We start from the raw sequence: 17592 nt of genomic DNA, 5'->3' as shown, positions 1-17592 counted from the left end.
TCCCCCCGCGCCGCCTTCGGCGTCGCTCCGGTTGAACATGAGGGCATCTGCTAACCTCAATCGGATGTCCGCTTCCCGTTCCGCCATGTCGCCCGGCCTGATCGTGCTGGTGCTGTCCCTGCTGCTGGGCCTGCAGCCAGTCACCACCGACCTCTACCTGCCCGCCCTGCCCTCGATCACCCAGGGCTTCGGCGCCAGCATGCCGCAGGCGCAGCTGACGCTCACCGCCCTGCTGTTGGCCTTCGGCCTGTCCCAACTGGTCTGGGGGCCGCTGTCCGACCGCTTCGGCCGCCGCCCGGTCCTGTTGGTCGGAACCGCCCTGTATGTGCTGGCCGCGGTGGGCAGCACGTTTTCAGCGTCGATGGAGCAGCTCATCGTCTGGCGCATCCTGCAGGGCATGGCCATGGGTGCGGGCGTGATGTGTGCGCGCGCCGTGGTGCGCGACCTGTATGCGCCTGTGGATGGCGCTCGGGTGATGTCCAAGGGTCTCACCGGCCTGGGCGTGATCGCCTGCGCAAGCGCGCCGATCGGCGGTCTGCTGGCCGACCTCGCCGGCTGGCGGGTGGCCCTGTTGGCGCTGGCCGTGTTCGGTGCCGGCACGCTGGCACTGCTGGTCTGGCGCTTCGAAGAGACCCTGGCGCAGAAGAACCCGCGCGCGCTGGAGCCGCTGACCTTGCTGCGCACCTGGGCCGGCATCCTGCGCCACCCAACCTTCTGGGCCTTCACCCTGCTCTCGGCCACCTCCTACGGCGGCCTGTTCACCTTCCTGGCCGCCTCGTCGTTTGTGTTCATTGGCGTGCTGGGCCTGAGCAAGACCGCCTACGGCCTGCTGATGCTGGTGATGTCGCTGTCCTACATCGTGGGCACATTCATCTGCCGCCGCCTGCTGCAGAGCCTGGGCGTGCGGCTCACCGTCGCCATCGCCGGCGGCTGCACCCTGCTCGCCGGCAGCACCATGGGGCTGCTGGCGCTGGCGGGCATCCAGCACCCGGCCGCCATCCTCGGCCCCTTCGTCCTGTTCATGCTCGGCCATGGTGTGCACCAGCCCTGCGGCCAGAGCGGCGCCGTCGGCCCGTTCCCGCAGGCGGCCGGCGCGGCCTCGGCCATGAGCGGCTGCCTGATGATGCTGACCGCCTTCTTCATGGGCGGCTGGCTCGGCAAAAGCCTGGCCGAAAACCCGGGCAGCGTGCGGCCGCTGACCGATGGCCTGTGGTTCTGGAGCGTGCTGATCGCGCTGACCGCCTGGACCCTGGTGCAGCGCCATGGCGAGGTGAAAACGCCGCCGGTGCGCGTCACCACCGGAGCAAGCGATGCCCGCTGAGCCCGTGCGCTGCATTGCGCTCGCCGGTCCCACCGCCAGCGGGAAAAGCGCCACCGCGCTCGCCATCGCCCAGCGCTGGCCGGTCGAAATCATCAGCGTCGATTCGGCACTGGTCTACCGGGGCATGGACATTGGCACCGCCAAGCCCTCGCGCGAGGAACAGGCGCAGGTGCCGCACCACCTGATCGACATCACCGACCCACTGAACGCCTACAGCGCGGCCGACTTCGTGCGCGACGCGCAGCGGCTGATCCAAGAAATCCGGTCTCGCGGCCGCACGCCGCTGCTCGTGGGCGGCACCATGCTGTATTTCAAGGCCCTGATGCAGGGCCTGGACGACATGCCGCCCGCCGACGCCGACGTGCGCACGCGCATCGAAGCGGCCGCCGCCGCACACGGCTGGCCAGCGATGCACACCGAACTGGCGAAAATCGACCCGGCCACCGCCGCCCGGCTTGCGCCCAACGATGCCCAACGCATCCAGCGCGCGCTTGAAGTGTTTGAGGTGTCGGGCCGTCCGATTTCGTCGTTCCAGACCGGCGACCGCCGGACGGCGGACAACCCGGTTCCGGAAGGCGCCTTCCTCAGCCTGGAACCCGCCGACCGCGGGTGGCTGCACGGGCGCATCGCCCAGCGCTTCGACGCCATGCTGGCCGACGGCTTCGTGGACGAGGTGCGGCGCCTGCGCGCGCGCGGCGACCTGCACCCGGACCTGCCCTCGATGCGCTGCGTCGGCTACCGCCAGGCCTGGGAGGCGCTGGACGCCGCAGGCGACGCGCCACTGACATCCGCTCAACAGGCCGAACTGCGTGATCGCGGCATCTTCGCCACGCGCCAGCTCGCCAAGCGCCAGATCACCTGGCTGCGCTCGATGCCGCAGCGGCGCGTGATCGCCTGCGATGCGCCCGATGCGCTGGCGCAGGTGCTGGCGGAGGTCGCGCCCCTGATGGAAGGCCGGTCATGAGTCTGGTGATCCAGGATCTGGGCAAGCGCTACGGCGACACACCCGTGTTCTCCAACGTCTCCCTCACCGTCGCCCCCGGTGAGTTCGTCGCCATCGTCGGCGAGTCGGGCGTGGGCAAGTCCAGCCTGCTCAACTGCATGGCGGCGCTGGACGACTGGCAGGACGGGTCGATCTCCCTCGACGGCACCGACCTCGGGCGGCTCAACGAAACCCAGCGGGCCCACTGGCGTCGCGAGGCGCTGGGATTCGTGTTCCAGGCCTTCCACGTGCTGCCCCACCTGGACATGGCACAGAACGTCGGCCTGCCCTTGCTGCTGCTCCAGCGGCCCGATCCGGCGCGGGTGGCGCAGGTGCTGGAGGCGGTCGGGCTGGCGGGCCTGGGCGAACGGCTGCCGGCCCAGCTCTCGGGCGGTCAGCTGCAACGCGTGGCGATTGCGCGTGCGCTCGTACACAAGCCCCGCCTGATCCTGGCCGACGAGCCCACCGGCAACCTCGACCCGTCGACGGCTGCCCAGGTGATGGACCTGCTGCAGGCACAGACGCGGGAGAACGGCGCGTCGCTGATCCTGGTCACCCATTCAGAACACGCCGCGGCGCGCGCGGACCGGGTGCTGCACCTGACAGCCGAGGGCCTGGTGCCCGGCGCCTAGACCTTCAGGAACAGATCCCGGTCCGGCGCGAAGCTCGCGTGCAGCGGCAGCAGCGCCCCGCCCAGCGCCCGCGCGTCGGAGCCGATGGTGCCGAGCTCCAGCCGGGGCATCGCGAGCAGACCTTCGGGGTTGTAGGCCTTGAGCGCCTCGCCGGTGCGCTGCCAGAGCTCGCGCAGCAGCTCGGGCACCACCACACCGTCGATCACCACCGCCTCCACGTCGAGGAAAGCCGTACCGGCCACCACGCAGTGCGCCAGCGCCAGCGCCGCGCGATCGATCCACTCGCGGGTGTAGGGCAGCCAGTCGCCGGCCAGGGCGCGCGCGTCGTAGGCGGCCATCGGGTCCAGCCCGTGTTCGCGGAAGCGCTGCTCCAGGTCCCACAGCGAGGCCTGGCTGATCAGCTGCGGCGGCAGTTCGCGCGGGTTCGCCGATGCGGCCACCTGCAGCGGCAGCGAGGCCACCGCGCCCGCGTTGCCGTTCACGCCGCGGTGCAGGTGCGAGTCGATCACCAGCCCGCCGCCGACGAAGGTGTCCATGAAGAGGTAGAGGAAGCTGTGCAGGTCGCGCCCTCGCCCCTGCAGCAGCTCGGCCACGCAGGCGGCCGAGGTGTCCTTGGCAAAGCTCACCGGCAGCTCGGTCATGGCCTGCACCTCGGCGGCGAGGTCGAGGTGGGTCCAGGCGTCGGACTGCGCCTCGGTCAGGCCCAGCATGCGGTGCCAGCCGCCCAGCTGGAACGGCGCCGCCACGCCCACGCCGACCACCCGGCTGCGCAGACCGCCCAGGTCGTCGAGCAGGCGGTTGAGATTTTTCTCGATTTCCGGCAGCAGCGACGCCGCGTCCGGGAACGGATAGGCAATCGACAGGCGCTGGCGCACCCGGCCGAGAAAGTCGACCAGCAGCCAGTCGGCGCTGCGCCGGCCGATCTTGATGCCCACGGCAAACGCGCCGTCGGGGTTCAGGCCCAGCGGCACCGAGGGCTGGCCGACCCGGCCACGCACCGGCGCTTCGCGCACCAGCAGCTGGTCTTCGTCCAGCCGCGCGGTGATCAGGCCGATGGTCTGTGCCGTGAGGCCGGTCAGCCGCGCCAGCTCGGCCTTGGGCATGCTGCCATGCACCCGCAGCGCCTGCAGCACGACGCGGTCGTTGAACTGACGCATGCCAATCTGGTTCGATCCGCGCTGGCGCAGGCGCGGGGCGTCGCCCGCGTCGGCGCCGCTGTCCGGCGCCGACGGATCGGCCTGCCCTGGGGGGTGCTTGTCTTCGCTCACAGCCGCCGAGTGTGACACGCCTCAGGGCCGCAAGGCCTGGCCCAGCACACCCTTGCGCAGCAGCAAGTTGCCCCAGGGCTCCAGCTCGCCGGTGACGACGATGGCGTAGGCCTTTTTCACCCGCTCGTAGAACGCGTAGCGCTCCACAGCCTGCACCCGTTCGGGCGGCAGACCGGCCGATGCGAGCACGGCCACAGCCTCTCGTTGCAGGGCCGACCGGTAGCCTTCCGGCGTGTCACCCACCTGCATGTACGCCACCGGATGGCTCACATCCTCGGCCAGGGGAAATACGCTCACCACCGCCTCCAATGTTCGAAGCATGCCGACACCCGGCAGGCGCAGCACCGGCTTGCCGGCGCCCAGGCTCATGGCGGTGAAGTTGGCATCCGCCAGCACCACCGCGTCGTCGTGCCCCATCTCGGCCAGCAGCTTGAGCAGCTCCGGGCTGAGCAGGGGATCAATTCCTTTGAGCATGGTGCGTCCTCAGGCCAGACATTCCGCGGGCAGCGTCGCGGGATCGCGCGCGCCCGTCATCACCGCCACCGTGTCGCTCATGCTGATCGTCTTGGGGTTGACCACGCAGGCGCGCTTGCCCAGACGGGCGATGTGGATGCGGTCGGCGATCTCGAACACGTGCGGCATGTTGTGGCTGATCAGGATCACGGGCAGGCCCTTGTCGCGCACGCGGCGGATCAGCTCCAGCACCATGTTGCCTTCCTTCACGCCCAGCGCGGCGGTCGGTTCGTCCAGGATGACCACGTGCTGCGCGAAGGCCGCGGCGCGGGCCACCGCCACGCACTGGCGCTGACCGCCCGAGAGCGTCTCCACCGCCTGTGTCATGGAACGGATGCCCACCTTGAGATCGGCCATACGCTGCACGGCGATCTCCAGCATCTTCTTCTTGTCCAGCATGCGCAGGGTGTTGCCCAGAAAACCTTCGCGGCGCATCTCGCGGCCCAGGAACAGGTTCTCGGTGATAGTCATGGCGGGGGCCACGGCCAAGTCCTGGTAGCAGCACTCGATGCCGGCGCGGCGCGCGTCGATCGGGGTGTTGAAGTGGATCTTCTGACCGTCCAGGTAGATCTCGCCCTCGTCGGGAATGGTGGCGCCCGAGAGCGCCTTGATCAGGCTGGACTTGCCGGCGCCGTTGTCGCCGATCACCGCCAGGATTTCACCGGCGCGCAGCTCGAAGTCCGCACCGTCGAGCGCGGTGACCTGGCCGTAGCGCTTGACCAGGCCCTTGGCCTGCATCACGAGTTTGTGGGAAGTGCTCATTACCGGGCTCCTTTGCGGGAGAGTTGGTCCACAGTCACGGCGATGATCACCAGGATGCCGGTGATCAGCACCTGGTACACCGACGAGACGCCCATCAGCGTCAATCCGTTGCGCAGCACGCCGACCACGATGGCCCCGACCAGCGAGCCGAGGATCATGCCGCGGCCGCCGAACAGGCTGGTGCCGCCCAGCACCACGGCGGTGATGGCGTCCAGGTTCTCGGTCTGTCCGGCGTTCGGGTCGCCCACCTCGGTGCGGGCCACCAGCAGCAGCGAAGCGATGCCGTAGAACACGCCGGCCAGCACGTACACCCACAGCAGCACGCGGTCGGTCGGGATGCCGACTAGGCGCGTGGCCTCGGGGCTGTTGCCCACGGCGTAGACATGGCGGCCCGAGGCGGTTTCGCGCAGCCAGAACCAGGCGCCCAGGTACAGCAACACCATCACCACGGTGCCGTAGGCGACCGGCGCGCCGGCGATATCGAAGGTGCCGCCCAGCGCGGTCATGAAGGGCGGCAGGTCGGAAACGGTCTGCGCACCGGAATACAGCTGGGTGATCGCGAAGGCGATGTTCATCGTGCCCAGGGTCACGATGAAGGGTGGCAGCTTGATGCGCGTGACCAGCAGGCCGTTGATGAGGCCGAATGCGGCTGTCACGCCGATGCCGCAGAGGATGGCCAGCGGCGCGGGCACGCCCAGCTCGACCGCGAACTTGGTCATCACGATGCTGCCCAGGGCCATCACCATGCCGCACGAGAGGTCGATGCCGGCGGTCAGGATGACCAGGGTCTGGCCGATGGCGATCACGCCCACCACCATGACCTGCTGGAGGATCAGCGCGAAGTTCGCGCCGGTGAAGAAGTTGTCGGTCGTCATGCCGAAGACCGCGCACGCGATGGCCAGGGCAATGAAGGGCCCCATCTGACTGATGGGTGGCAGCTTGTCCTTGAGGGTGTTCACGGAAGCTCCAGAAAAAAGGAAAAAGAAAAGCGGGCGCCCTTGCCGCGCCAGGGATCGTGGTCCCTGGTTCAGAGGAGCGCCCGCGGCGCCAGGAAAGTCAGAGAAGAATCAGATCACTTTTTGTCGCCCCAGCACAGCTCGGTGCCGGTCTTCACATCCTTGCTGTCCACGCCAGCGACGGGCTTGTTGGCGATCAGGGTCACGCCGGTGTCGACGTAGCCAAAAGCCTTCTTGCCGCCCTTGGCGTACTCGACGCCCGCGGCCACGCCCATGGCGGCCATCTTCAGCGGGTACTGCTGGCTGGTGGCGGCGATCACGCCCTTGCCCACATCGGCCACGCCGGCGCAGCCTCCGTCGACGGACACGATGATCACGTCCTTCTCCTTGCCGGCCTTCTTCAGCGCGTTGTAGGCGCCGGCGGCGGCGGGTTCGTTGATGGTGTAGACCACGTTGATCCCGGGGTCCTTCTGAAGGCAGTTCTCCATCGCGGTCTGGCCCTTGGCCTGGTTGCCGTCGGTGTCGGCGGCGCAGACGGTTTCCGGCGTGGACGACAGCTCGTTGGACTTGGCGTCGTTGGCCTTCAGGCCGAAACCGGTCATGAAGCCGTTGTGGCGCTGGGCACCCACGGGGTGGCCGGGGAACAGGTCCAGCATGGCGATCTTGGCGGACTTGCCACCCAGGGCGGCCTTGGCGTACTGGCCGATCAGGATGCCGGCCTTGTAGTTGTCGGTGGCGAACAGGGCGTCGGCGCCGTCAAACGGGCTGTCCAGCGCGATCACCTGCACGCCCTTGGCCTGGGCCTTCTTGACGGCGGGGATGATGGCGTCGCCAGACGAGGTGATCAGGATGGTCTTGGCACCGGCGGTGACCATGTTCTCGATCGCGGTGATCTGGGCACCGGTGTCGCCGTCCTTCTTGCCGGCGGCGGTCATCAGCTTGGCGCCCAGCTTCTTGGCTTCCGCCTGCGCACCTTCCTTCATCTTCACGAAGAAGGGGTTGGTTTCGGTCTTGGTGATCAGGCCGATCACGGGCTCGGCGGCGAAGGTGGAACCAGCGGCCAGGGCCAGGGCGGTGAAGGCGGAAGCGACTTTTTTCACGGATGTCTCCTGAGGAGGATGGATGGGATCAGACGTTGTTGAACCAGGTGTTCTCTGCCGCCGGACCTTCGGGTTAGCCCGAGTCCGGCTGCGGAGTGACTGAACTATAGTTGCTGGACGTTAAATAAATCAATTGGATTTAGTTATGGTTTTCCCTACTTCCGACCAAATGCAGCCCAACACCCCGATCACCGTCGCCACCGCTGGCGAGGCCCTGATGGACCTGATCCAGGAGGCCGACGGCCGGCTGCGCCCCTGCGACGGCGGTGCGGTCTACAACCTCACCCGCGCGCTCGGCCTGCAGGGCGTGGGCACGCTCTACCTGAACCCGCTCTCGCAGGACCGCTTCGGCCGCGGCCTGGCCCACGCCATCGCGCGGGCCCGCGTGACGCTGGCCCACCCCGAGCCGGCGCACGAGCCCACCTCGCTGGCCGTCGTCAGCCTGGACGAGGCCGGCAAGGCCAGCTACAGCTTCTACCGCGAGGGCGTGGCCGACCGCCGCGTCGACGCCGCCACCATGAACGCGCAGTGCGCGGCGCAGCCGGCGCTGAAGATGGTGGTCACCGGCTGCCTGGCCCTGGTGGCCGACGACACGCACAAGTACCTGCCCTGGCTGCAGGCGCAGCACGCCGCGGGCAAGCTGGTCGTGGTGGACGCCAACCTGCGCCCCGCCATCGTGCCGGACATGGCGGCCTACCAGGCCAGCGTGATGGCGGCGCTGGGCGAGGCCGACATCGTCAAGGTCAGCGACGACGACCTGGCCATCCTCGGCTTCACCAACCCCGACCCGCTGGTCGCCGCGCGCGAACTGCTCGCCAAGACGCCTGCGCGCTGGCTCGCACTGACCCTGGGCGCCAAGGGCGCGGTCATCCTGGCGCGCGACGGCGGGGCCTGGCAGGCGGCCGAATCACAGCCCGTGCAGGTGGCCGACACCGTGGGCGCGGGCGACAGCTTCCTGGCCGGCATGCTGGTCGCGCTGCTGGACCGCCCCGCCATGCGCGCCGCGAAGACCGCCGCCGAGCTGACGCTGGATGCCGACGATGTGGAAGACCTGCTGGCCAACGCCGTCGCCTGCGCCAGCCTGTGCGTGATGGAAACCGGCTGCGTGCCGCCGACGCGGGAACAGGTCTTGCAGCGCCTGGCCCAGGGCCGACCACACTTCAAGGTCCTGGCCTGACCGGCTCGCGGCCATGCGCGCAGCCCTTGCAGGGGCTGCTGCAAAAAAGTACCCGGCATGTAACTTAATTACCATAAACTCCACCCATCAACGGTAACCCGGTAAAGCCATGGCCACTTCCCCGTCCCCCTCCTCCGCCCCGCTGGACCTCGTCATCTTTGGTGGCGTGGGCGACCTGTCGGTGCGCAAGCTGCTGCCCGCGCTCTACATGGCCCACCTGCACAACAACCTGCCGGCCGCCACCCGCATCCACGCCCTGGGCCGCCAGACCTGGGACCGCGACGGATTCCTCGCCTTCATCGGCGAGAAGGTGCCCGGCTTCATCGAGCAGAAGCATTTCGACGACGGGGTCTGGGCCGGCTTCCTCGACCGGCTGCACTTCACCAGCGTCGACGCCACCAAGGCCGAAGACTTCGCCGCGCTGGCCGCGGCCATGCAGCCGGGGTCCGACCGCGTGTACTACCTGGCCACCGCGCCGTCCCTGTTCGTGGGCATCTGCGCCCACCTGCACGGCGCAGGCCTGATCGACGAACGCGCCCGCGTGGTGCTGGAAAAGCCGCTGGGCCACGACCTGGCTTCGGCGCGCCAGATCAACGACGACGTGGGCCGCTACTTCCAGGAACAGCAGATCTTCCGCATCGACCACTACCTGGGCAAGGAAACGGTGCAGAACCTGATGGTGCTGCGCTTTGGCAACAGCATCTTCGAACCGCTCTGGCGCAGCCCCTACATCAAGAGCGTGCAGATCACCGTGGCCGAGAGCGTGGGCGTGGGCAGCCGCGCCGGTTTTTACGACGGCACCGGCGCCATGCGCGACATGATCCAGAACCACCTGCTGCAGCTGCTGTGCATCGTGGCCATGGAGCCGCCGGTCTCGCTCGACCCCGACGCGGTGCGCGACGAGAAGCTCAAGGTGCTGCGCTCGCTGCGCCCGATGACCGTGGCCGATGTGGCCAAGGACACGGTGCGCGGCCAGTACACCGCCGGCGCCTCCAACGGCGAGGCCGCGGTGGGCTACCTGCAGGAAGCCAACATCCCCGAAGGCAGCACCACCGAAACCTTCGTCGCGCTCAAGGCCCACATCAACAACTGGCGCTGGGCCAACGTCCCGATCTTCCTGCGCACCGGCAAGCGCATGGCCGCACGCCAGTCGGAGATCGTGATCGAGTTCGCCGACCTGCCCTTCACCATCTTCAGCGACTCGGCCCACCGGTCGGTCAACCGCCTGATGATCCGCCTGCAGCCGGAGGAACACATCCAGCTGCAGATGATGGCCAAGGAGCCCGGCAGCGGCATGAAGCTGCGCCCGGTGAGCCTGAACCTGGACCTCGAATCGGCCTTCACCGAGCGCCGCGCCGAGGCCTACGAACGCCTGCTGATCGACGTCACCAAAGGCCGCCTGACGCACTTCATGCGCCGCGACGAACTGGAAGCCGCCTGGGCCTGGGTCGAACCCATCATCGACGGCTGGCAGCAGCTGGGCGAGAAACCCAAGGCCTACACCGCCGGCAGCTGGGGCCCGGCCGCCTCGTCGGCGCTGATGGCGCGCGAGGGTTCGGCCTGGGTGGAGGAGGCCTGATGGCCGTGACCGAACACCCTGGCGCGACGCCGGCCGCCATCGCGGCCCACATCGCCGACGCGCTGCGCACCGCCATCGCCGCGCGCGGCCAGGCCAGCCTCGCGGTCTCGGGCGGCAAGTCGCCGATCCCCATGTTCGAAGCCCTGCGCGAGCAGGACCTGGACTGGTCCAAGGTGAGCATCGTGCTGGTGGACGAGCGCATCGTTCCGCGCGACCACGAGGCCAGCAACACCGCCCTGGTCGCCCGCCACCTGTTGCAGGGGAAGGCCGCCGCGGCCCGTTTCCTGCCGTTCTTCCGCGAACTGGCGCCGCAGTTCAACGCCGCGGTGCTGGACGCCCTGGTCGAGGACGCGACCGCGCGCATCGCCCCCCTGCCCTGGCCGCTGGACCTGGCCGTGCTCGGCATGGGCGAGGACGCGCACACCGCCTCGCTCTTCCCCGGCGCACCCGGCTACGCCCGCGCCATCGCCACCGACGAGCGCCTGGCCTGGGTCGTGCCCGAGCAGGCCCCCATTCCCGCGCCGCACGCACGCCTCACGTTCACGCTGCACGCCCTGCTGGCATCGCGGGAACTGTTGCTCTCCATCGCCGGCGCGTCCAAGCTCGCCGTGTATGACCGCGCCTCGCAAAAGGCCGACGGGGCCCTGCCCGTCTCGCTGATCCTGAACCAAACACAGACGCCCGTGAGCGTCTGGAAGGGATGACCACCATGAACGCCCCCCTGCACACCACCCTCGCCCGCGTCACCCAGCGCATCATCGACCGCTCGTCCGACCTGCGCGGCCAGTACCTGCACACGGTCGAGACCTCGGCCAAGGCCGGCACCCAGCGCGCCGGCATGGGCTGCGCCAACATGGCCCACACCACGGCCGCCCTGCCGGCCAGCGACAAGCTCAAGATCCACGCCGAGAAGGCGCCGCACCTGGGTGTGGTCACCGCCTACAACGACATGCTCTCGGCCCACCAGCCGTATGAGCACTACCCCGAGCTGCTGCGCGCGCACGCCCGCTCGCTCGGCTTCTCGGCCCAGGTGGCCGGCGGCGTGCCCGCCATGTGCGACGGCGTCACGCAGGGCGCGGCCGGCATGGAGCTCTCGCTGTTCTCGCGCGACGTGATCGCGCTCTCCACCGCCGTCGCGCTCTCGCACAACGTGTTCGACGCCGCGCTGATGCTCGGCGTCTGCGACAAGATCGTGCCCGGCCTGTTCATGGGCGCACTGCAGTTCGGCCACCTGTCCACCGTGTTCGTGCCCGCCGGCCCGATGACCAGCGGCCTATCCAACGACGCCAAGGCCAAGGTGCGCCAGCAGTACGCGCAGGGTCTGGTCGGCCGCGACGCGCTGCTGGAGAGCGAGGCCGCCGCCTACCACTCGCCCGGCACCTGCACCTTCTACGGCACCGCCAACAGCAACCAGATGCTGATGGAAATCATGGGCCTGCACCTGCCGGGGTCGTCCTTCGTCAACCCGGGCACGGAACTGCGCGAGGCGCTGACCAGGGCCGCGATGGACCGCGCCTTCGCCAACACCGGCCGCACCGGCGCGCCGCGCATCCGCCTGGCAGACATCGTGACCGAGAAAACCATCGTCAACGGCATCGTCGGCCTGCTGGCCACGGGCGGTTCGACCAACCACACCATCCACCTGATCGCGATGGCGCGCGCCGCCGGCATCCTGATCGACTGGGACGACTTCGCCGAACTCTCGGGCGTGATACCGCTGCTGGCCCGCGTCTACCCCAACGGCAAGGCCGACGTGAACCACTTCCACGCCGCGGGCGGCATGGGCTTCCTGATGCAGGAGCTGCTGGCCCACGGCCTGCTGCACTGCGACGTGAAGACGGTCATGGGCGAAGGCCTGGCCGCGTACACGCAAGAACCCTGGCTGAACGATGGCACGCTGGCCTGGCGCCCGGTGCCCTCGGCCAGCGCCGACACCGCCGTGCTGCGCCCGGTCAGCGAGCCCTTCAGCGCCGACGGCGGCCTGCGCCTGCTGCAGGGCAACCTGGGCCGCAGCGTGGTCAAGGTCTCGGCCGTGGCACCCGAACACCGCGTGGTGCGCGCCCCCGCCGTGGTCGTCAGCGACCAGCAGGACCTGCTGGCCCTGTTCAACGCCGGCAAACTGGAGAAGGACCTGATCGCCGTGGTGCGCTACCAGGGCCCGCGCGCCAACGGCATGCCCGAACTGCACAAACTCACCCCCCCGCTGGCCGTGCTGCAGGACAAGGGCTTCAAGGTCGCCCTCGTCACCGACGGCCGCATGAGCGGCGCGTCCGGCAAGGTACCGGCCGCCATCCACCTGAGCCCCGAGGCGCTGGCCGACGGCCCGATCGCGCGGGTGCAGGACGGCGACATGATCACGCTCGACTGCGAGCGCGGCGTGCTGGAGGTCGAGGTCGATGCCGCCACCTTCGCCGCGCGCCCGGTGAACCACCCCGACCTGGGCCACAACGGCCACGGCACCGGCCGCGAACTTTTCGGCCTGTTCCGCCAACACGCTTCCACCCCCGAGAACGGCGCTTCGCCGCTGTTCGGCTGAACTTGGACACACCATGACCAACTGCTTCACCCGCCCCGCCTTCACCTCCCGCGTCGTCCCCGTCATCGTGCTGCAGGACCCGGCGCACGCCGTGCCGCTGGCACACGCCCTGCTCGAAGGCGGTATCGACGTGATGGAGATCACCCTGCGCTCCGACGCCGCGCTGAAGTCCATCGAAGCGGTCGCCAAAGCGGTGCCGCAAATGCACACCGGCGCCGGCACCGTGACCCGCGTGGCCGAAGTGCAGCAGGTGATCGACGCGGGCGCGAGCTTTGCGCTCTCGCCCGGTGCCACCGACGCCCTGGTCAGCGCCGTCAAGGCCGCCAGCCTGCCCTTCATCCCCGGCGTGATGACGCCCGGCGAGGTCATGCACCGCCGCGAACAGGGCTTCACGCTGATGAAGCTCTTCCCCGCGCAGCAGGCCGGCGGCCTGGGCATGCTCAAGGCGCTGGGCGCGCCGATCCCCGACGTGATGTTCTGCCCCACGGGCGGCGTGAGCCCCGAGAATCTGAAGGACTTCCTCAAGCTGCCCAACGTGGCCATGGCCGGCGGCAGCTGGCTGACCCCGGCCGACGCGCTGGCCGCTGGCGACTGGGCGCGCATCACGCGCCTCGCCCGCGAAGCGAGCGCGCTCGCGGCGCAGGTATAAACAGGCGCATCTGAAGGGAAGAGGAACCTCCACCATGACCAGCCCCACCACCCTGCCCGCCTGGCAGACGCTCACCCAGTTCGCCGCCCTGCCGCAACCGCACCTGCGCGAGCGCCTGGCCCAGCCCGGTCGCGAGGCCATGCAGGCCGCCGCCGCCGGCACCGGCATCCGGCTCGACTTCACCCGCCAGGCCTTCGACGGCGCCATTCTGGCGGCCCTGCTGCAGCTGGCCCGCGAAGCCCAGGTCGAAGCCCAGCGCGACGCCATGTTCCGCGGCGACACCATCAACACCAGCGAACAGCGCGCGGTGCTGCACGTGGCCCTGCGCGGCACGCCCGGCGCCACCGGTGACGCGGCGCCCTGGGGCGCCGAGATCCAGCAACTGGTGCAGAACGAACTCGACCGTGTCTGCGCCTTCGCCGACCGCGTGCGCGCCGGCGAGGTCAAGAGCAGCACCGGCGCCGCCTTCACCGACGTGGTGAACATCGGCATCGGCGGCTCGGACCTCGGCCCGCGCATGGCGGCCGATGCACTTGCCCCGCTGTGCAGCGACGGCAAGAGCGGTCTGCGGGTGCACTTCGTCAGCAACCCCGACGCCTGGGCGCTGCACAGCACGCTGCGCGGGCTGGACCCGAAGACCACCATGGTCATCGTCGCCAGCAAGACCTTCACCACGCAGGAGACCATGACCAACGCCGCCAGCGCCCGCCGCTGGCTGGAAGACGGCGGCATCAGCGGCGCCGCGCAGAGCGCGCACCTGGTCGCCATCACCGCCGCGCCGCAGAAGTCCGGCGCCGCCGGTTACCCGGCCGAGCACACCTTCACCTTCTGGGACTGGGTCGGTGGCCGCTACTCCGTCTGGTCCGCGCTGGGCATGCCGCTGGCCATGGCCATCGGCCCCAAAGCCTTCCGCGAGTTCCTGGCCGGCGGCCAGGCCATGGACGCGCACTTCCGCTCGGCCCCGCTGGAGCAGAACCTGCCCGTCATCCTGGCCATGAGCGGCGTGTGGAACCGCAACTTCCTCAACTGCCCGACCCAGCTGCTGAGCTGCTACCCCTGCCGCCTGGTGCGCTTTGCGCCTTTCGTGCAGCAGATGGACATGGAAAGCAACGGCAAGCGCACCCGCAAGGACGGCCAGCCCGCCGACACCGGCACCGGCCCCATCCTCTGGGGTGGCCTGGGCATCGACGGGCAGCACGCCTACTTCCAGCTGCTGCACCAGGGCACGCACCGCGTGCCGGTGGAGTTCGTCGGCGTCGAGACCGAAGACACACCGCTGCCGCTGGCCGCCGAACACCACCGCGTGGTCAACCTGAACCTGCGCGCGCAGTCGCAGGCCCTGGCCGTGGGCCGCAACGCCGCCGACACGCTCAAGGCCCTGATGGCCGAGGGCCAGACCATGGAGCAGGCCGAGCCCTTCGTGACCCAACGCAGCTTTGCCGGCGACGTGCCCAACAGCGTGCTCTGGATCGACCAGCTCAGCCCGCACCGCCTGGGCGCACTGATCGCGCTGTACGAACACAAGGTGTTCGTGCAGGCCGCTGTCTGGGGCATCAACGCCTACGACCAGTGGGGTGTGGAGCTGGGCAAGACGATGGCCAAGGCCATGGAAAAGCAGTAAATGCGCATCGCCCTCGTCGCCCACGACCGCAAGAAGGACGACATGGTGGCCCTGGCCACCGAGTTCGCGCCGCTGCTGCGGCAACACACCCTCATGGCCACCGGCACCACCGGCGGCCGGCTGCAGAACGAGGTGGGCCTGACAGTAGAACGCCTGCTCAGCGGGCCGCTGGGCGGCGACCTGCAGATCGGGGCGCGGCTGTCGGTTGGCGAGATCGACGCGGTGATCTTCCTGCGCGACCCGATGACGGCCCAGCCGCACGAGCCGGACATCAACGCCCTGGTGCGGGCGTGCGACGTGCACAACGTGCCGTGTGCGACGAATGTGGCGACGGCGCGGGTGCTGCTGGGCGGTATGTTGCGCTGACAAGCGGCCGGTACGACACACGTACCTTTGAAACGCGCGCAACGCTCATTTTTGGCGAAGACAGCCTCCTTCGAGAGCTTCAGTACAAACGCATCTCCAGCCGCTTCGGCATCCACCAGCGCCGGCCGCTCAAGGAACATCACCGGCTCGCCGACATGCATCCGGATCACGGCGCACGACGATCCGGCACTGCGGCCGAGAACTCGCCGAGCAGCGTGTGCAGTTCGTCACGGTGCAGGCTCGCCACCCTGGCCAGCAGTCGCTCGCCCTTGGGCAGCAGGTGTATCTCGACCACACGGCCATCCTCCCGACCGGGGCGGCGCGCCAGCCAACCCAGGGCCGCACAGCGATCCACCAGCGCCACGACGCCATGGTGCTGGGCCTGCAAGCGCTCGGCGAGTTCCCCGATCGTGGCCCACGACCGGCCCGGGAAGCCGGCCACGTGCAGCAACAGCTGGTACTGCAGCGCCGTGAGCCCATGCGTGCGGCAGGTGAGCTCGCTGGCGCGCAGAAACTGACGAAGCCGGTGCCGGAAGTCCGACAGGCGCTCGAAGTCGCTCTTGTCCAGCGCTCTCGACGAGCTGGCCGGCGGTGTCTTGGGCGGTCTTGAAGGCATGCGCTTTTGTATCATGTCGTGATATTATTGAAAGAATAGTCAAGCGATTTTCACAGTCGGCGCGATGAATCTCTACACCCTGGCGGCCCTGCCGCTTTCCGCCGAGCGCGGCTGGCCCGAACTGCTGCGCACCCGCCCCGCCGGGTGGCGCCTGTTCCTGCAGATCGTGCTGCCCGTCGCGTTGCTGCCACCTGTGGTCCTCTATCTGGCCGGCACGGTCGGCCCTTCCGACATCAGGGATGGCAGCCATCCCTGGGGTGAACTGTCGCTGCTGGTCCTGCTGGCGGAGTTCGCCTCGGTGGCGGTGGCCGGCCAGCTGTTCCGTCACATCGCAGGCGCGTACGCAATGGTTCTCGGGCCGCACGAGGCGCGCCTGCTCGCCGCGCTGGCGCCGCTGCCGCTGTGGGGTTCTGCGGCGGGCTTTGCGCTGCCCGGCATGGCAGCGCCTGCGGCGGTGTTGCTGACCGGTCTCGGGTTGAGCTGCGGCATCGCGTACCACGGGCTCGTGGCCATGTGCCGCCCCCGCGAGGCCTTCGTGGCTGCGGCCGTCGTGCAGGTCGCGGCCGGCGCGGGGCTCGCCGCCTGGGGGTGTCTGGCCGTCGCGCTGACCATGCTGAGCTGACCCACGTCGAATCGATGCAAAAGGCCCTGCACCAGCCCTGCCCTCACGGCTTCGTCAGCCTGACCGGCGTGCGCCGCTGCCTCAGCCGCATCAAGTGCGCGGCGCTCCGGGGCGATGGCTCCGATCAGCGCACCCGTCACACGCCGCCGTTCCCCCGCCAGGCACAACGCATAGCCAGGAGGCGACGCCCATGTCGATGACGATCTCCGGCCATGCGGCGGCCTCAGGATTCGAGGCGCCGCTGGAGGTGCTTTCGGGCTGCCATCGCCGCGTCGAGCGGCAGTGCGCCACGTTGCGGCGACTGGTGGCGCATCTGCTCGACCGCGATCCGGACGAAGACGCACGTGCTGCCGCAGCAGCGGTGATGCGCTGCTTCGATACCGCAACCAGGGACCACCACGCCGACGAGGAGACGGACCTGTTTCCGGCCCTGATCGAGTCGATGGCCGGCTCGGATGCGATCTGCATCCGTGAGCTGATCGATTCGTTGACGCTCGAACATCGAGCGCTGGATTTCCGGTGGCAGCGCCTGCGTGAGGTGCTGCACGCCATCGCGGCGGGCGACTCGGTGAGTTTGGACCCCACGGACGTCGAGCCGTTCATCTGCATGTACGAGCGGCACATCGCGCGTGAGGAGGCCGAACTGCTTCCGATGGCCTCGCGGCTCCTCGGGGACGATGCACTGGCCGAGATCGGCAAGGCGATGCGCCAGCGGCGCGACGGGCCTCATGTTGGGCGTGCTCCGGATGGGTCGAGTGAGCTGGCCACGGGTCTTCATTGCCTTGTCGTTCGAGGACCGATAACATAGATGCATAACAAATGCATCTTAAACACGATACACCGACCTCCCCACCTTCTCCCGACCCCAGGATCCCGCGATGTCGCAACCCCA

General features: G+C 69.1%; 18 protein-coding genes. 12 read left to right on the top strand and 6 right to left on the bottom strand.

Annotated features, from left to right (window positions below):
• The first annotated feature begins 64 nt into the window (after positions 1-64).
• Genes BC358_RS11780 through BC358_RS11770 form a run of 3 tightly spaced genes read left to right on the top strand, consistent with a single transcriptional unit; the run spans position 65 to position 2935 of the window.
• On the top strand, positions 65-1321 hold the full coding sequence (locus tag BC358_RS11780) for a Bcr/CflA family efflux MFS transporter (protein ID WP_206610759.1): 1257 nt from the start codon (positions 65-67) through the stop codon (positions 1319-1321).
• Complete coding sequence (gene miaA, locus BC358_RS11775; RefSeq protein ID WP_079365968.1) at positions 1311-2285, top strand: tRNA (adenosine(37)-N6)-dimethylallyltransferase MiaA; 975 nt, start codon at positions 1311-1313, stop codon at positions 2283-2285. Before BC358_RS11780 ends, miaA begins: the two co-directional genes overlap by 11 nt.
• Complete coding sequence (locus BC358_RS11770) at positions 2282-2935, top strand: ABC transporter ATP-binding protein (RefSeq protein WP_079365967.1); 654 nt, start codon at positions 2282-2284, stop codon at positions 2933-2935. Before miaA ends, BC358_RS11770 begins: the two co-directional genes overlap by 4 nt.
• On the opposite strand, the gene BC358_RS11765 is transcribed toward BC358_RS11770, so the two are convergent.
• The 5 genes from BC358_RS11765 to BC358_RS11745 all read right to left on the bottom strand — a co-directional run bounded on the left by BC358_RS11765 (position 2932) and on the right by BC358_RS11745 (position 7534).
• Complete coding sequence (locus BC358_RS11765) at positions 2932-4203, bottom strand: ROK family protein (RefSeq protein WP_373270139.1); 1272 nt, start codon at positions 4201-4203, stop codon at positions 2932-2934. The genes BC358_RS11770 and BC358_RS11765 overlap by 4 nt on opposite strands.
• 21 nt (positions 4204-4224) lie before the next feature.
• A complete protein-coding gene (locus BC358_RS11760) occupies positions 4225-4677 on the bottom strand; it encodes an RbsD/FucU family protein (protein ID WP_079365966.1) in 453 nt (150 codons plus the stop codon).
• 9 nt (positions 4678-4686) lie between these two features.
• Positions 4687-5478 (bottom strand): ATP-binding cassette domain-containing protein, encoded by a 792-nt coding sequence (locus BC358_RS11755; protein ID WP_079365965.1) that lies wholly within the window; start codon positions 5476-5478, stop codon positions 4687-4689.
• Complete coding sequence (locus tag BC358_RS11750; RefSeq protein ID WP_079366212.1) at positions 5478-6398, bottom strand: ABC transporter permease; 921 nt, start codon at positions 6396-6398, stop codon at positions 5478-5480. Before BC358_RS11750 ends, BC358_RS11755 begins: the two co-directional genes overlap by 1 nt.
• 152 nt (positions 6399-6550) lie before the next feature.
• Positions 6551-7534: a sugar ABC transporter substrate-binding protein gene (locus BC358_RS11745; protein WP_079365964.1), complete on the bottom strand. Its 984-nt coding sequence runs from the start codon at positions 7532-7534 to the stop codon at positions 6551-6553.
• Between the two features lie 169 nt (positions 7535-7703).
• Here BC358_RS11745 and BC358_RS11740 point away from each other — a divergent pair, with 169 nt between their 5' ends.
• From BC358_RS11740 to BC358_RS22110, 7 genes are all read left to right on the top strand, one after another.
• Positions 7704-8711 carry a PfkB family carbohydrate kinase gene (locus tag BC358_RS11740; RefSeq protein WP_256861485.1) on the top strand — a complete coding sequence of 336 codons (1008 nt, stop codon included), beginning with the start codon at positions 7704-7706 and terminating at the stop codon, positions 8709-8711.
• 109 nt (positions 8712-8820) lie between these two features.
• Positions 8821-10290 (top strand): glucose-6-phosphate dehydrogenase, encoded by a 1470-nt coding sequence (zwf, locus tag BC358_RS11735; RefSeq protein ID WP_079365962.1) that lies wholly within the window; start codon positions 8821-8823, stop codon positions 10288-10290.
• Entirely contained in the window at positions 10290-10994 is a 705-nt protein-coding gene (gene pgl / locus BC358_RS11730; protein ID WP_079365961.1) for a 6-phosphogluconolactonase, read from the top strand. The genes zwf and pgl overlap by 1 nt, the downstream gene beginning before the upstream one ends.
• Positions 10995-10999: 5 nt before the next feature.
• Positions 11000-12826, top strand: coding sequence for a phosphogluconate dehydratase (gene edd / locus BC358_RS11725; RefSeq protein ID WP_079366211.1), 1827 nt, complete (start codon positions 11000-11002; stop codon positions 12824-12826).
• Between the two features lie 13 nt (positions 12827-12839).
• The gene (gene eda, locus BC358_RS11720) at positions 12840-13475 is read left to right on the top strand and encodes a bifunctional 4-hydroxy-2-oxoglutarate aldolase/2-dehydro-3-deoxy-phosphogluconate aldolase (RefSeq protein ID WP_066150684.1); all 636 of its coding nucleotides are present in this window, start codon (positions 12840-12842) and stop codon (positions 13473-13475) included.
• A 34-nt stretch (positions 13476-13509) separates the two neighbouring features.
• Positions 13510-15096, top strand: a complete 1587-nt coding sequence (gene pgi, locus BC358_RS11715; protein WP_179130064.1) for a glucose-6-phosphate isomerase — start codon at positions 13510-13512, stop codon at positions 15094-15096.
• Entirely contained in the window at positions 15097-15462 is a 366-nt protein-coding gene (locus BC358_RS22110) for a methylglyoxal synthase (RefSeq protein WP_066150681.1), read from the top strand.
• Positions 15463-15628: 166 nt separating this feature from the next.
• Here the strand turns inward: BC358_RS22110 and BC358_RS11710 are convergent, their stop codons facing one another.
• On the bottom strand, positions 15629-16078 hold the full coding sequence (locus tag BC358_RS11710; protein ID WP_066150679.1) for a MarR family winged helix-turn-helix transcriptional regulator: 450 nt from the start codon (positions 16076-16078) through the stop codon (positions 15629-15631).
• A gap of 64 nt (positions 16079-16142) precedes the next feature.
• Between BC358_RS11710 and BC358_RS11705 the strand changes: the two genes are divergently transcribed.
• Together BC358_RS11705 and BC358_RS11700 are read left to right on the top strand one after the other, a co-directional pair.
• Positions 16143-16700: a hypothetical protein gene (locus BC358_RS11705; protein ID WP_066150677.1), complete on the top strand. Its 558-nt coding sequence runs from the start codon at positions 16143-16145 to the stop codon at positions 16698-16700.
• 190 nt (positions 16701-16890) lie between these two features.
• On the top strand, positions 16891-17508 hold the full coding sequence (locus tag BC358_RS11700; RefSeq protein WP_306292798.1) for a hemerythrin domain-containing protein: 618 nt from the start codon (positions 16891-16893) through the stop codon (positions 17506-17508).
• Positions 17509-17592: the final 84 nt, after the last annotated feature.

The organism is Hydrogenophaga sp. H7 (assembly GCF_002025745.1).
GTDB lineage: Bacteria > Pseudomonadota > Gammaproteobacteria > Burkholderiales > Burkholderiaceae_C > Hydrogenophaga > Hydrogenophaga pseudoflava.
This window is presented reverse-complemented; position numbering and strand designations above follow the sequence as displayed.